This is a genomic window from Pseudomonas sp. HD57-3 (assembly GCF_056113135.1).
In genome coordinates this window covers 2,450,305-2,464,747 of sequence record NZ_CM148568.1, presented here as the reverse complement: position 1 = coordinate 2,464,747, position 14,443 = coordinate 2,450,305, and the positions used below count along the sequence as shown (strand labels likewise).

Here is a 14,443-nt window from a genome sequence, read left to right as displayed (position 1 = left end):
ACGACTAGCGAAATTGCGCGAGGAACCGCAAGTCGTTGTCGAAGAACAGACGCAAGTCGTTCACGCCGTAACGCAGCATGGCCAGACGCTCAACGCCCATGCCGAAGGCAAAGCCCGAGAACTCTTCCGGATCGATCCCGGACATGCGCAACACGTTCGGGTGAACCATGCCGCAGCCCATCACTTCCAGCCAGCCAGTCTGTTTGCAGACGCGGCAGCCTTTACCGCTGCACATCACGCATTCCATGTCGACTTCGGCGGAAGGTTCGGTGAACGGGAAGTACGAAGGACGGAAACGCACGGCCAGTTCTTTTTCGAAGAACACCCGCAGAAACTCTTCGATCGTGCCTTTGAGGTCGGCGAAGTTGATATCGCGATCGACCAGCAGGCCTTCGACCTGGTGGAACATTGGCGAATGGGTGATATCGGAGTCGCTGCGGTACACACGGCCTGGGCAGACGATGCGGATCGGCGGCTTTTTCGATTCCATGGTGCGGACCTGTACCGGCGAGGTATGGGTGCGCAGCAACATGTTGGCGTTGAAATAGAAGGTGTCATGCATCGACCGGGCCGGGTGGTGGCCTGGGATGTTGAGCGCCTCGAAGTTGTGATAGTCGTCTTCGACCTCAGGGCCTTCGGCAATGCCGTAGCCAATATGGGTGAAGAACTGTTCGATACGTTCCAGAGTCCGGGTTACCGGATGCAGACCACCGGAGGTCTGACCACGGCCCGGCAGGGTCACGTCAATGGATTCGGCAGACAGTTTGGCAGCCAGTTCGGCTTCCTCAAACAGAGCCATGCGCGCATTGAGAACGCCTGTGACACGCTCCTTGGCAACGTTGATCAGGGCGCCGACCTGCGGACGCTCTTCTGCCGGCAAATTCCCCAGGGTCTTCATCACCTGAGTCAATTCACCCTTTTTGCCAAGGTATTGAACCCGGATTTGCTCCAGGGCATTGATATCTTCAGCGCTTTGCACAGCCTCTAGTGCTTGAGAGACCAGCGCATCCAGGTTTTCCATGTACAGACTCCAGATACAAAATAGGGGAAGAGCTTGAAGGCTCTTCCCCTATTTAAGACGTTTACCACCTGGCCCCACGGAGGTGGGGCCGGGTGATTGTCGGGGGTACTTAAGCCAAGGTGGCTTTAGCTTTCTCGACAATCGCAGCAAACACCGCTTTTTCGTTCACTGCCAGATCAGCCAGAACCTTACGGTCGATCTCGATGGACGCTTTTTTCAGGCCAGCGATGAAACGGCTGTAGGACAGACCGTTAACACGAGCACCAGCGTTGATACGAGCGATCCACAGAGCGCGGAACTGACGTTTTTTCTGACGACGGTCACGGTAGGCGTATTGGCCTGCCTTGATTACCGCTTGCTTGGCAACACGGAATACGCGGGAGCGTGCGCCGTAGTAGCCTTTAGCAAGTTTCAGAATTTTTTTGTGACGTTTACGGGCAATGACGCCACGCTTTACACGAGCCATGAGTTACTTCCTCTATTCTTGATCCAAAAATTAACGAAGGCGCAGCATGCGCTCGACTTTTGCCACGTCAGACGGATGCAGCAAGCTGCTACCGCGCAGTTGACGCTTACGCTTGGTCGACATTTTGGTCAGGATGTGGCTCTTGAAAGCGTGCTTGTGCTTGATACCGTTAGCAGTTTTCAGAAACCGCTTAGCAGCACCACTTTTGGTTTTCATCTTTGGCATGTTCGGATACTCCGCATTCAGTTGATAAACATAATCAGAAGGCCTGCCGTGCCCTGTTGATTACTTCTTCTTTTTCGGGGCGATGACCATGATCAGCTGGCGTCCTTCCATCTTAGGATGCTGTTCGACCGAACCGTACTCGAGCAGGTCAGCTTCAACCCGCTTGAGGAGTTCCATCCCCAGCTCCTGGTGGGCCATCTCACGGCCGCGGAATCGCAAGGATACCTTGGCCCTGTCCCCGTCACTCAGGAAACGTACCAGGTTGCGCAGTTTTACCTGGTAATCCCCTTCCTCCGTCCCTGGACGAAACTTGATTTCTTTTACCTGAATCTGCTTCTGGTTCTTCTTCGCCGCAGCAATCTGCTTCTTCTTTTCGAAGATCGATTTGCCGTAGTCCATCACCCGGCAAACCGGTGGGACTGCGTCGGCAGAGATTTCTACCAGATCAAGCTTTGCTTCTTCAGCAATACGAAGCGCTTCATCAATCGAGACGATGCCAATCTGCTCGCCATCAGCGCCAATTAACCGAACCTCGCGTGCCGAGATATTCTCGTTGATCGGGGCTTTCGGTGCAGCTCGTTTATCTTGTCTCATTTCACGCTTAATAATAATTACTCCGAATCTGGGCGACCACGCCGGGAAACCGCTTGCGCGAGAAACTCAGCGAACTGGGCGACGGGCATCGAGCCCAGGTCAGCACCTTCACGAGTACGCACAGCGACAGTCTGCATCTCGACTTCCTTATCCCCAATAACCAAGAGATATGGAACCTTGAGCAAAGTATGCTCGCGGATTTTAAAGCCGATCTTTTCATTTCTCAAGTCGGACTTGGCACGAAACCCGCTTTCGTTGAGAGTTTTTTCGACCTGAGCGACGAAATCTGCCTGTTTATCAGTGATATTCATGATCACTGCCTGGGTTGGCGCCAGCCACGCAGGGAATGCACCTTCGTAGTGCTCGATCAGAATCCCGACGAAACGCTCGAACGAACCGAGGATCGCACGGTGCAACATCACCGGATGCTTGCGGCTGTTGTCTTCGGAGACGTATTCGGCTCCCAGACGCACAGGCAGGTTGAAATCGAGCTGCAAGGTACCACACTGCCACACACGGCCGAGGCAATCTTTCAGCGAGAATTCAATCTTCGGACCGTAGAACGCACCCTCACCCGGCTGCAGATCGTACGGCAGGCCAGCGCTATCAAGGGCTGCAGCCAGGGCTGCTTCGGCGCGATCCCACAGCTCGTCGGAACCGACGCGCTTTTCCGGACGAGTGGACAGTTTCATCTCGACATCGGTAAAGCCGAAGTCGCGGTAAACATCCATGGTCAGCTTGATGAACGCAGCGGATTCAGCCTGCATCTGCTCTTCGGTACAGAAGATGTGGGCGTCGTCCTGAGTGAACGCGCGCACACGCATGATGCCGTGCAACGCACCCGACGGCTCGTTACGGTGGCAGGCACCGAACTCGGCCAGACGCATCGGCAGCTCACGGTAGCTCTTCAGGCCCTGGTTGAACACTTGCACGTGGCAAGGGCAGTTCATCGGCTTGATGGCGTAGTCGCGGCTTTCCGACTCGGTGGTGAACATATTGTCGGCGTAGTTGGCCCAGTGCCCGGATTTCTCCCAGAGGCTGCGGTCAACGACTTGCGGCGTCTTGATCTCGAGATAGCCGTTGTCACGCTGCACCTTGCGCATGTACTGCTCAAGTACCTGGTACAACGTCCAGCCATTCGGGTGCCAGAACACCATGCCCGGCGCTTCTTCCTGGGTATGGAACAGGCCCAGGCGCTTGCCGATCTTACGGTGATCGCGCTTTTCAGCTTCTTCGATACGCTGGATGTAAGCAGCCAGTTGCTTCTTGTCTGCCCAGGCAGTGCCGTAAACGCGCTGCAATTGCTCGTTCTTGGCATCACCGCGCCAGTAGGCGCCGGACAGTTTGGTCAGCTTGAAAGATTTCAGGAAGCGGGTGTTCGGCACGTGCGGACCGCGGCACATGTCGACGTATTCTTCGTGATAGTACAGGCCCATGGCCTGCTCGTTCGGCATGTCTTCGACCAGACGCAGCTTGTAGTCTTCGCCACGGGCCTTGAACACTTCGATCACTTCGGCACGCGGAGTGACTTTCTTGATGACGTCATATTCTGTATCGATCAGCTGTTGCATGCGCTGTTCGATGGCCGCCATGTCGTCCGGCGTAAAAGGACGTTCGAAGGCGATGTCGTAATAGAAGCCTTCGTCGATAACCGGCCCAATGACCATTTTGGCAGTCGGATACAGCTGCTTGACCGCATGGCCGACCAGGTGGGCGCAAGAGTGGCGAATGATCTCCAGCCCCTCTTCATCCTTTGGCGTGATGATTTGCAGCGTCGCGTCGCTGTCGATGATGTCGCAGGCGTCGACCAGCTTGCCGTTGACCTTGCCGGCCACGGTGGCCTTGGCCAGACCTGCACCAATGGATGCGGCGACCTCGGCTACGGAAACCGGGTGGTCGAATGAACGTTGACTGCCGTCGGGAAGAGTAATAGTTGGCATGGCGCCTCCTCTCCTAGTGGTGACCCCTACCAAAGGTCACGTGGGTTGGGATGAGCCAGTACAAGATCCGATCCAGGCCATTCAATGACGAACGCCTGCCTTACAGCGGCAGGAGCCTTGCGGCCAACCGGAAAACCGAACCAGAGTGACTGGGATTCAAATCAGAAAATTCGTGCACTGCCGCTACCGGGACTGAAGGTCATCCGGAGCCTGCGAACGCCCGAGCCAGGCATGCTAGCACAGATGAACGGTCACCGATGCACTCTGGTTTTTACCGAGAGGCAAATCGTCTGTTTTATGCCAGAGTGCTGAACTTGATCGGCCTTTGAGCCCTCAGATAACAAGACATTGACCCACAAGGAGCATCCTCGCATGCGTCTTAATACCCTGCTTGCTGCAGTCGCCCCCCTCGTTTTGCTGCTGCCGCTGAGCGCCCACGCTGACTGGCCAAAGGGCGAGCGTGAGAAATACATGGCTCAGTGCACCCAGGCGGCCACTCCGCAAATCGGTGCCGCTGCCGCAAAATCCCACTGCGCGTGCGGTGCCGATGCCATCAAGTCCTACCCGGCCAGCGACATTCAGGCATTGATGGACAACAAGGCCACGCCTGAACTGCAACAGAAAGCCTTGGGGCAAATTGCCAAATGTAAGGCCAATACCCCGGCGAAAAAATGATGAAACAGGCCTTTTCAGTGCCCCCAGCACTGCTAAAAGCATCTGAATCAGGCCTTTTCGTACGATTTATGCAGGTTTTACAGGTTTTTTTGTTGTCTTTATTTTTCGCTCGAGGCCTTATAAACCGGGGCCTCCAGCCGAAACAGGCAGTAAAGAAAACACGACTGATTGGCAAACAGCACGTCCGGGGGGCTACCAAAGCGAACATTTCGACTATGATACCCCGGTGTGCCCAGTTGGCCTGAGCAGCACAGTACTACTGAAAATATATGTTTCTTGGAGATACACCATGTCTAATCGCCAAACCGGCACCGTTAAATGGTTCAACGATGAAAAAGGCTTCGGCTTCATCACTCCTCAAGGTGGCGGTGACGACCTGTTCGTACACTTCAAAGCTATCGAAACTGACGGTTTCAAAAGCCTGAAAGAAGGCCAAACCGTTTCCTTCGTGGCTGAGAAAGGCCAAAAGGGTATGCAAGCTGCACAAGTTCGCCCAGAGTAATTTCTCGGCGCACTAAAAAAACCCCGTCCATGTGACGGGGTTTTTTATGGGTGAAACAAAAGTCCGAAAGGCTCAGCCGCAGTTGACGCGGGTAACCACCAGGTTCTGATCGGTATTCAGGTTGAGGCGATCGGAGCGGTACTCCAAAGTAATCATGTCATTCGGCTTGAGGAATCGGGCGTTCTGCGCACCGGCTTTCTTGCGTGCTTGCTCCAACAGCTCCGGCGAAGCTTTCTTGCCCAGAGCGAACTCCGCTGCCGACGCTTCACAACGACCATGTCCGGCCTCAGTCGCCACGGGTTCCTTCTGCGACTCGCTGGAGGTCGTAGAGCAACCAGCCAACAGAGCAACGGCCATCAGTGCACCCAGTGACGCGAACTTCCAAGGCATTGAAGCCTCCTTATTTCAATTTTGAGCAGAGATCGTGCGACCGCCAATACGGCGTTTGGTTTCACGGTGAGTGCTATCACCCTGCCCCACGATCGGAAAAACGCCGAGTGTGCCTGAGCAACACCTGAAGCATCACCCCGTAAAACGTCACTGAATATTAATGACGCTCAGTACACATCAATGTAGTCGTAGGGCGGATTCGGCCAGTTGTCTTTGAGCGCATTGAAAATCTGCATGACCCAGACTTCATCGCTGGCCGCGACATTTCCCACGTACCCCGAGCCTTTTGCCCAGGTCTCCAGACGAAACAGCAGGCCATCGATGTCCTGACCGCCAGTGACACCCGAAGAGATATAGGCAATCCCGCCCTTGGTCACGCGCAGTTGGGTGTGTTCGTCATCACTGGCCGACGCCAGCATCCGGCGGACAGCATCAAGGGTCAGGCCGTCGGGACTATTCAAATCGATCTGCACAGCGCAATCCTTGTTTTTTGCGGAAACGACCAAGTGTCGCATAGCCCTGCGCTCATGCCTAAGTCGCAGTGCCAAACGCTCGGCAAAGTGGTTAACTCAAAACTCCGATCCCGCGACCGAGCCTTGCCATGACCACCGTAAGCATTACCGCCGACATCAAGGCCACCTGGCCACAAGGGCACAGTTCTTACAGTCCGGGCAGTCCGGAGGAATTGGCATTGATCAGCATTGACTTGCTGGTGAAGACGCTGGGAACACAGGGCGCGCAATCGTTCATCGCCCAGCTGTTCGAGAAGTATTCCGATGACTTCAAAGGGACATCGGACACCGAGAGGGAGTAAAAGCCCGCAAGCTGGCACCTGCGGGCATATGGCTTACTTCAGACGTTTGAGACGTTCGGTCAGCAGATCGAAGAAGCCCTGGGCATCGCCGTTCTCCACCCAGAAGGCGTTCTTCGGCGCCTTGAGGCCGTCATACCAGTCGACAATGGTCTGGCCGAAGGTCGGGCCTTCGCGGCTGTCGACCACCACATTTACCGACCGGCCAGTGAACAGCTCAGGCTTGAGCAGATAAGCCACGACGGTGGCGTCATGCACCGGGCCACCCGGAATGCCGTAGTGCTCCATATCGCCTTTGATGTACTCGTTGAGGATGTCGCCGACAATCTTGCTCGCATTGTTGTTCAGCGCCGCGATCTGCTTCAGGCGCGCATCACTGGTCAGGATCTTGTGGGTCACGTCCAGCGGCAGGTAAGTCAGTTTCACACCACTTTTTAGCACCACTTCCGCTGCTTGCGGGTCGGCGTACAGGTTGAACTCGGCCACTGGCGTAATGTTGCCGCCATTGAAGTGGGCGCCACCCATGATCACCACTTCCTTGATCCCCTGAACGATCTCCGGCTCCTGAATCAGCGCCAGGGCGAGGTTGGTCTGCGGGCCGAGCATCGCGATGGTGATGCTGTGCGGCTTGGCTTTTTTCAGGGTGTCGATCAGGTAGTTGACCGCATTGCCTTCAGCCAGGCCTTTCTTCGGCTCATGCACGGTGACACCCGACAGGCCTTCCTTGCCATGGATGTTTTCGGCGTAGATCGGCGTGCGCATCAGCGGTTTCGGCGCGCCGGCGTACACCGGAATCTCTTCCCGCCCTGCCCACTCACGGGCCAACCGCGCATTGCGCGAAGTCTTGTCCAGACGCACGTTGCCGGCCACGGTGGTCAACGCGCGAATGTTTAGTTCCTCCGGGGAAGCCAGGGCAAACAACAGGGCGACCACGTCGTCGGCGCCCGGATCGGTGTCGATGATCAGGTCGATCTTTTCCGCCGCCTGGGCGCCGGTCGCGGTTATCACGGACAAAAGAAGCAGACTCCGAATCAGTTGATGCATTTTTTGAGCATAGCGGTGCATGGCGCATTCCTTGTGCAGATGAAATCAAAAGGGGCGAACCCTGTTTAGAACGTAACTCCAGACACCAGCACGATGTTGCAGTACGGCTGGCATTCGCCCGTACGAACAATCGCTCGTGCCTGTCGGCTGAGTACTTTGAATTGCTCGTGACTGAGCAGGTCACGCCGCCCTAGCGAGCCTTCGTCATTCAGCTCGTCCAGCGTGGACAGCGCGGTCGGTTGCTTGTCGAAAATCTCCTTGGCCAGTGCGTGGCTTTCCACCTGCATCTCGCTAAGCACGACTTTCAGGGTGCTGACGAAATCCGGAACGCCGTGCGTCAACGCGAGGTCGATCAACTCGACACCCGGTGGCACCGGCAGGCCGGCGTCGCCGATCACGACCATGTCGCCATGCCCAAGGGAAGCAATCAGCCGCGACAGGGCGACATTGAGCAAAGGAGTCTTTTTCATGCGGGTTTGAAGGCCTGTACGTCGGAGGTAGTGGGAATGGAGGGCTGGGCACCTGCCCGGGTAACCGACAGGGCCGCAGCGACCTGCCCGAAACGAATGGCCTCGTCCTCGGTTTTGCCAGCCGCCAGCGCCGCCGCAAATCCGCCGACAAAGGTATCCCCGGCGGCAGTGGTATCGACAGCCTTCACTTTGGGTGCAGGAAAATGCTGGTAACCCGTGCCGTTGGCGAACAATGAGCCTTGAGCCCCCAGCGTGATGATGACCTTTCCGGCGCCCAGTGAAATCAGGTGCGCCGCAGCTTTTTCAGCAGTCGCCAACGAGTCCACCGGCAAACCGCTGAGGGCGGCGGCCTCGCTCTCGTTGGGAATCAGGTAATCGATGGCGGCAAACCAATCCGCCGGCAGCGGTCGACTGGCGGGCGCCGGGTTGAGGATGACAGTTTTGCCCAGTTCACGTCCGCGCTTGAGTGCATGGCCTACCGTGGCGTCGGGGATTTCCAATTGGCAGATGATCACGTCGGCCGCTTGCAGCACAGCGTCGAACCGGTCGATGACCGCCGGGGTCATCGAGCCATTGGCACCGGCCACGATGACAATCGCGTTCTGACTGTTGTCATCGACCACGATCAGCGCCACGCCACTGGAATCATCCACCACGCTGACCGCCTGACAATCGATCTGCTCGGCCAGCAACGCGTCGCGCAATTGCACGCCATAGTCATCGTTGCCGACACAGCCGACCATCGACACTTGCGCACCCAATCGCGCAGCGGCTACTGCCTGATTGGCGCCCTTGCCACCGGACACGGTCGTGAAGGAATGGCCGATCAGCGTCTCACCACCCCGGGGCAAGCGCGGCGCCCGGGTGACCAGGTCCATGTTCAGGCTGCCTATTACCACTACATTTGCGGACATACATCACTACTCTTCAATTTGTTTCAGCGGTATTCGGTGAACACGCCGGACAGCGGTGCAGTCGATTCGCGCAGGACAATACTCGGGGTCACGATCCGCTGATCCGTCGCCAGAGCCGGGGTGGCAATTCTTCGCAACAAGACTTCCGCCGCCATTTCCCCCAACTGAAGGATCGACTGGCCCACGGTCGTCAACGCTGGATACACATAGCGACTCATCTGGATATCGTCGAAGCCGATCACCGACAGCTCGGCGGGCACGCGCACGTTACGTTCCGCAGCGGCCCGCAACACACCTATGCCAATCATGTCGTTACCGGCAAAGATCGCGCTCGGCGGGTTGCGCTCAAGTAGGACCGAAGCCGCGTTGTAACCGCCGGTGCTGGTGAAGTCGCTTTCCAGCATGCGCGACGGAGATACTTCAACACCGGCCTCTTTCAGCGCTCGAGCAAAACCGGCCTGACGCATTTGCGCGACACTGGTGCTGGCCGGACCACCGATCGTGGCGATATCGCGATGACCGAGCTCAAGCAGATGCCGCGTCGCGAGGTACGCGCCATATTCGTGGTCGATGCGCACCAGGTCGGCGTCCACGCCTTCGAGTCCACGGTCGACCATCACCATCGGCGTCTTCACGCCCGCCAGTCCTTGCGCCAGACCGCTGTCGCCACCCGCCGAGGCGACGATCAAGCCGTCGATGCGCTTTTCCAGCAGGACCCGCAGGTAGCTGCGTTGCTTGTCCGGGTTGTCGTCGGAGTTGCAGAGAATCACGCAGTAGCCGTTACGCTCGCAATAATCCTCGATCCCGCGCGCCAGTTCGGCGAAGTACGGGTTGAGGCTGTTGGGCACCAGCAAACCAATGGTGGCGGTGGTTTTCGCTTTCAGCGAACGGGCCACCGCGCTCGGCACATAGTCGAGACTCTTGATTGCCGCCTCGACCTTGAGCCGCACTTCTTCGCTCACTGGTCGGGTCTTGTTTACTACGTGGGACACGGTCGTGTAGGAAATTCCTGCAAGTGCCGCCACATCCTTGATCGTTGCCATTTATCAGCCCCGTCGGCTTGCGCGTTGACTGCGATAGGTGTCGAGCACCACGGCGATCACGATCACCGCACCGGTGATGATGCGCTTGGTCGGCTCGGTCGCGCCAATCTGCGCCAGACCGGCCGCCAGCACGGAGATGATCAACACGCCGAAAAAGGTGCTGATCACCGAACCACGCCCACCCATCAGGCTGGTACCGCCGATCACCACCGCAGCGATGACTTGCAGTTCAAGGCCGGAACCCGCATTCGGATCGGCCGCTTCCAGTCGGGAAATCTGGAACAGCGCCGCAATGCCGGCGAGCAGGCCCATCAGGCTGAACACCAGGATCTTGTAGGGCTTTGGATTGATCCCCGCCAGCCGCACCGCTTCTTCGTTGGTACCAATACCGATCAGGTAGCGACCGAACACGGTACGGGTCAGAACGGCCTGGGCAATGAAGATGACCAGCAAGGCGATGATGAACGATGGCGAAATACCGAAGGCGATCGGGTTCGACAGCCAGGCGAAGGAATCACCGATGTAGGCCGTGCGCGAACCGGTCATCTGATAGGCCAGACCACGGGCCATCTCCAGCACACCGAGCGACACGATGAACGACGGAATTCGCCACGCCACGGTAATCGAGCCGGTAACCGTGCCGGCCAACGCCGCAACGGCCATGCCCAACAAGGCAGCCGGCAATACGCTCCAGCCCCAGCCAAGAATCGCCACGCTGACCGTGGAGGCCGCGAGTGCCAGTACCGAGCCTACCGACAGGTCGATCCCGCCGATGATCAGGACGAACGTCATGCCCACCGCCAGAACCATCAGGTCGGGAATCTGGTTGGCCAGGGTGCTGAAGGTGTTGTACGACAGGAAATGGCTGCTCATGACCGAGAACAGCGCAATCATTGCCAGCAACGCGCCAGCCAAGCCCAGATAAGTGCCGAGGCCGTAGAAATTGCCACTGGATTTGCCGGCGGAAGATGCAGTTTTCATGGGAGATCCCTAGGCGCTGCTTCGTTGAGCAACGCATCACGTTTCTGGTAGCCGGCGAACGCGGCGGCAAGCAAGTCATCCTGGGTCCAGCTGTCGCGCTCAAAGGTGTCGATCAGGCGCCCCGCCGACAACACACCGATGCGGTCGCAGATCAGCATCAGTTCGCGCAAATCGCTGGACACCACGACCAGCGCTTTGCCCTGACGGGTCAGTTCGCCGAGCAAGGCATAAATATCGAACTTGGCGCCGACATCGATACCACGAGTCGGCTCATCAAACAGCAGCACCGAACAGTCGCGCTCGAGCCAGCGACCGATCACCACCTTTTGCTGATTACCGCCGGACAGCTCGGACACCAGTTGCGTCGGGCTGGAACTGCGGATGCGCATGGCGTCGATCTGGCGTTGCGCGAGCTTCGTTTCATCGCCGTTGTTGACGAACCCGCCGCTGGAAATCTCCGGCATGTTGCCCAAAGCAATGTTGGCGCTGATCGATTGACTCAACAGCAGGCCTTCGCCCTTGCGATCTTCGGTGATCAAGGCGATGCCATTGCGCACGGCGTCGACTGGCGAGCGAATGCTCACCACCTGGGCCGGAGAACCGAGTGCCACCGTGCCGCTGTCCGCGACGTCGGCGCCGAAGATCAGCCGCAAAAGCTCGGTGCGCCCTGCCCCGATCAGCCCCGAAATGCCAAAAATCTCACCGGCGCAAACCTCAAAGGACACGTCGCGAACCTTGTCGGAGCGGGTCAGGCCTTTGACCGTCAGGGCCGGCGCGCCGATATGGCGAGCCCCCAGATCGATATGCTCGCCCAGCTCGCGACCGACCATCAGGGTGACCAGTTGCTCGCTGTTGTAATTGGCCATCGGCTCGACGCAAACGAGGTTACCGTCACGCAGCACGGCAATGCGCTGTGCGACCCGGGCGAGCTCTTCGAGGCGATGGGAGATGTAGATGATCGAGACGCCACGCGCCTGCAACCGGGTGATCTGCTCGAACAACATCTCGACTTCGCGCGCGGTCAGCATTGCGGTCGGCTCGTCGAGAATCAGCACGTGACAATCGCCGATCAGGTTGCGAGCGATTTCGACCATTTGCTGGTGACCGATACCCAGCTCGCCGACCAGTGTGTCCGGATCGATGGCATCGAGGCCGACTTGAGCCATGGCTTCGATCGCGGCCTTGCGCAGCTGCTTGCGGCTGATCCAGCCACCGTTGCTCGGCAGATTGTCGAGGAACAGGTTCTCGGCCACCGACAGCGTCGGCAGCAGATTGAGCTCTTGCATGACCATGCGCACACCCAGCTCTTCAGCCTGCGTGCGACTGCCGGGGCGATACTCCTTGCCCTGGAATTGCATCTGGCCGGTGGTGGGTGTGACCAGACCGCCGATGATCTTCGACAGGGTGCTTTTGCCGGCACCGTTCTCTCCGGTCAACGCCAGCACTTCACCACGCATCAACGTCAGGTCGATGCCGGTCAGAACCGGTTGCGCATAGGTCTTGCCGATACCGCTGACCGAGAGGACAGCGTTCGGAGCGGAAACTGACATAAAAATCTCCATGCGCTCGCCCGGACGGACGAGCGCCATTGTGTCGCCAGTGGACTTATTTGGTGACCAGCTCGACCGGCGTTTCGATCACACCGTTCGCACCACTGTCGACTTTCTCGCCCTTGATGATTTTCAGCGCGGTCTCGATGCCAAACACCGCTTGCTTCGCGGCGTACTGGTCAGCAGTCGCCAGAACGCGGCCGTCCTTCAGCATGGGTTTGATGGCATTGATGTTGTCGTAACCGACAACCTGCACCTGACCGGCCTTGCCGGCAGCGCGCACGGCGGAAACGGCGCCCACGGCCATGCTGTCGTTGCCGGCCAGCAGCGCCTTGACGTCCGGGTATTCGCTGAGAATCGAAGCGGCCACCTTGTTGCCCTTGTCGATTTCCCAGTCACCGGACTGCAGGGAGACAACCTTGATCTGTGCAGCCTCCATCGCATCCTTGAAGCCAGCGGTACGCTGCTGGGCGTTGGTCGTCGTGGAGACACCTTCAATGATGCCGACTTCGTCACCGGCCTTCAGTTGCTTGGCCAGGTACTCACCCACCAGACGCGCACCTTTGCGGTTGTCCGGGCCTACGAACGGAACGCTGATGTTCTTGCTTTTGATCACAGCCGGATCGAGTTGGTTATCGATGTTGATCACGGTGATACCGGCATCGACGGCCTTCTTGATCACTGGCACCATCGCCTTGGAATCAGACGGTGCGATGACCAGTGCGTTGACCTTTGCCAGAATCATCTGCTCGACGATGCGTGTCTGCCCCGCCGTGTCGGTTTCGTCCTTGATGCCGTTGGAGATCAGGTCGAAATCGGCGGAATGTTCTTTCTGGTAGGCCTTGGCGCCATCTTCCATGGTCAGGAAGAACTCGTTGGCCAGGGATTTCATGACCAGGGCGACTTTTGGTTTTTCAGGGGATTCGGCGAAGGCCGAAGAGACAGGCAGTGCGGCGGATGCGGCAGCCAGTATGGCGACAGCAAGAAGACGTCCAGCGAATGGCAGCTTCATGGGTTCACTCCGATCTTATGATTATTGTGAGCAACGCTTGCGCTGGCGTAAGCTCGCTGCACCCCACGACAATTCAATCTATCGCGAAGGCCGCGCAAACGTTTGCGTAGACCGAACTATGCGAATCACGCCTTCATTTGTCAACAATCAGAAATCGGTATTGCGTTGCAGGGCGAATCATCGATCCGCCCCTTGAGCGCTCAAGCCGTGGTGTTGACCACGTTACCAGCAGAAGAACCCTTCGACATTTCCTTGACCAGTGCAGCCGAGACTTCCAGCAGTGCACCGCTGGTTTGAGCGATCTGCCCCTGGATGGACATCACCGCTTGCGACTTGGCTTCGGGCGTCGGGTAACTCGCAGCTTGCGCGGCAGCCAGTTGCTGTTGCTGCTCCTGAAGCTGCTTTTGCAGTTCCTGCATCCGTTTCAGCAGCGTCTTGATAGTGACGCTCAGATTGTCACCGCCTTCAGCCTCGCTTGCGCTTGCTTCCTGGGCAGGACCACCGGTTCTGACCTGATTGGTTTCAACCTTCTCGGTACCCAGTGCCTCGGCAGACGCGTCGGCTTCAGCTTCACTCATTGCATTGATCGTAGCAGCCGTTTTGCCGCCGATCGTGACCGAACCGGGATTTGAAAAACCGATAGTCAATGACATTTGAACTCCTGAAAAATTGGATCCCTATAAAGGCGCATCGGCCAGCGCGCCGTTTTCTTTAGCAGATATCTGGAAAGCAGCCAGTTCAGTCTGTGGACGAGGCTCGTAGTCCTTTTCGGTGAGCCGAACGAGAAAACATCCCACGTTCGGAA

At 57.7% G+C, this 14,443-nt stretch carries 18 protein-coding genes; 3 read left to right on the top strand and 15 right to left on the bottom strand.

What is annotated here, in order from left to right:
• Positions 1–4 precede the first annotated feature (4 nt).
• The 5 genes from pheS to thrS form a co-directional block, all read right to left on the bottom strand.
• Positions 5–1,021: a phenylalanine--tRNA ligase subunit alpha gene (gene pheS / locus AC0R79_RS11070; RefSeq protein WP_011333387.1), complete on the bottom strand. Its 1,017-nt coding sequence runs from the start codon at positions 1,019–1,021 to the stop codon at positions 5–7.
• A 109-nt stretch (positions 1,022–1,130) separates the two neighbouring features.
• Positions 1,131–1,487: a 50S ribosomal protein L20 gene (rplT, locus tag AC0R79_RS11065; protein WP_007913489.1), complete on the bottom strand. Its 357-nt coding sequence runs from the start codon at positions 1,485–1,487 to the stop codon at positions 1,131–1,133.
• 30 nt (positions 1,488–1,517) lie between these two features.
• Positions 1,518–1,712 carry a 50S ribosomal protein L35 gene (gene rpmI / locus AC0R79_RS11060; RefSeq protein ID WP_002553160.1) on the bottom strand — a complete coding sequence of 65 codons (195 nt, stop codon included), beginning with the start codon at positions 1,710–1,712 and terminating at the stop codon, positions 1,518–1,520.
• A gap of 60 nt (positions 1,713–1,772) precedes the next feature.
• The gene (gene infC / locus AC0R79_RS11055; RefSeq protein WP_170929410.1) at positions 1,773–2,324 is read right to left on the bottom strand and encodes a translation initiation factor IF-3; all 552 of its coding nucleotides are present in this window, start codon (positions 2,322–2,324) and stop codon (positions 1,773–1,775) included.
• A complete protein-coding gene (gene thrS / locus AC0R79_RS11050; RefSeq protein ID WP_007956031.1) occupies positions 2,324–4,246 on the bottom strand; it encodes a threonine--tRNA ligase in 1,923 nt (640 codons plus the stop codon). Before thrS ends, infC begins: the two co-directional genes overlap by 1 nt.
• A gap of 372 nt (positions 4,247–4,618) precedes the next feature.
• On the opposite strand from thrS, the gene AC0R79_RS11045 reads away from it, so the two are divergent.
• Together AC0R79_RS11045 and AC0R79_RS11040 are read left to right on the top strand one after the other, a co-directional pair.
• The gene (locus AC0R79_RS11045) at positions 4,619–4,921 is read left to right on the top strand and encodes a hypothetical protein (protein WP_011333385.1); all 303 of its coding nucleotides are present in this window, start codon (positions 4,619–4,621) and stop codon (positions 4,919–4,921) included.
• Positions 4,922–5,210: 289 nt separating this feature from the next.
• Complete coding sequence (locus AC0R79_RS11040; RefSeq protein WP_007956027.1) at positions 5,211–5,423, top strand: cold-shock protein; 213 nt, start codon at positions 5,211–5,213, stop codon at positions 5,421–5,423.
• A gap of 72 nt (positions 5,424–5,495) precedes the next feature.
• On the opposite strand, the gene AC0R79_RS11035 is transcribed toward AC0R79_RS11040, so the two are convergent.
• Positions 5,496–5,813 (bottom strand): I78 family peptidase inhibitor, encoded by a 318-nt coding sequence (locus AC0R79_RS11035; RefSeq protein ID WP_127797499.1) that lies wholly within the window; start codon positions 5,811–5,813, stop codon positions 5,496–5,498.
• A 167-nt stretch (positions 5,814–5,980) separates the two neighbouring features.
• On the bottom strand, positions 5,981–6,286 hold the full coding sequence (locus AC0R79_RS11030) for a hypothetical protein (RefSeq protein WP_007956024.1): 306 nt from the start codon (positions 6,284–6,286) through the stop codon (positions 5,981–5,983).
• A gap of 128 nt (positions 6,287–6,414) precedes the next feature.
• Between AC0R79_RS11030 and AC0R79_RS11025 the strand changes: the two genes are divergently transcribed.
• Positions 6,415–6,627: a hypothetical protein gene (locus AC0R79_RS11025; protein WP_474734397.1), complete on the top strand. Its 213-nt coding sequence runs from the start codon at positions 6,415–6,417 to the stop codon at positions 6,625–6,627.
• A gap of 33 nt (positions 6,628–6,660) precedes the next feature.
• Here the strand turns inward: AC0R79_RS11025 and AC0R79_RS11020 are convergent, their stop codons facing one another.
• From AC0R79_RS11020 to AC0R79_RS10985, 8 genes are all read right to left on the bottom strand, one after another.
• On the bottom strand, positions 6,661–7,689 hold the full coding sequence (locus AC0R79_RS11020) for a nucleoside hydrolase (protein WP_085612793.1): 1,029 nt from the start codon (positions 7,687–7,689) through the stop codon (positions 6,661–6,663).
• 44 nt (positions 7,690–7,733) lie between these two features.
• The gene (gene rbsD, locus AC0R79_RS11015; RefSeq protein ID WP_007956017.1) at positions 7,734–8,138 is read right to left on the bottom strand and encodes a D-ribose pyranase; all 405 of its coding nucleotides are present in this window, start codon (positions 8,136–8,138) and stop codon (positions 7,734–7,736) included.
• Positions 8,135–9,052: a ribokinase gene (gene rbsK / locus AC0R79_RS11010; protein ID WP_474734395.1), complete on the bottom strand. Its 918-nt coding sequence runs from the start codon at positions 9,050–9,052 to the stop codon at positions 8,135–8,137. The genes rbsD and rbsK overlap by 4 nt, the downstream gene beginning before the upstream one ends.
• Before the next feature lie 23 nt (positions 9,053–9,075).
• Positions 9,076–10,095 carry a LacI family DNA-binding transcriptional regulator gene (locus AC0R79_RS11005; RefSeq protein WP_474734394.1) on the bottom strand — a complete coding sequence of 340 codons (1,020 nt, stop codon included), beginning with the start codon at positions 10,093–10,095 and terminating at the stop codon, positions 9,076–9,078.
• Positions 10,096–10,098: 3 nt separating this feature from the next.
• Positions 10,099–11,076: an ABC transporter permease gene (locus AC0R79_RS11000; protein ID WP_007956013.1), complete on the bottom strand. Its 978-nt coding sequence runs from the start codon at positions 11,074–11,076 to the stop codon at positions 10,099–10,101.
• A complete protein-coding gene (locus AC0R79_RS10995; protein WP_474734392.1) occupies positions 11,073–12,626 on the bottom strand; it encodes a sugar ABC transporter ATP-binding protein in 1,554 nt (517 codons plus the stop codon). The genes AC0R79_RS11000 and AC0R79_RS10995 overlap by 4 nt, the downstream gene beginning before the upstream one ends.
• A 55-nt stretch (positions 12,627–12,681) precedes the next feature.
• A complete protein-coding gene (locus AC0R79_RS10990; RefSeq protein ID WP_474734391.1) occupies positions 12,682–13,638 on the bottom strand; it encodes a substrate-binding domain-containing protein in 957 nt (318 codons plus the stop codon).
• A 200-nt stretch (positions 13,639–13,838) separates the two neighbouring features.
• Entirely contained in the window at positions 13,839–14,291 is a 453-nt protein-coding gene (locus AC0R79_RS10985; protein ID WP_127797496.1) for a hypothetical protein, read from the bottom strand.
• Positions 14,292–14,443: the final 152 nt, after the last annotated feature.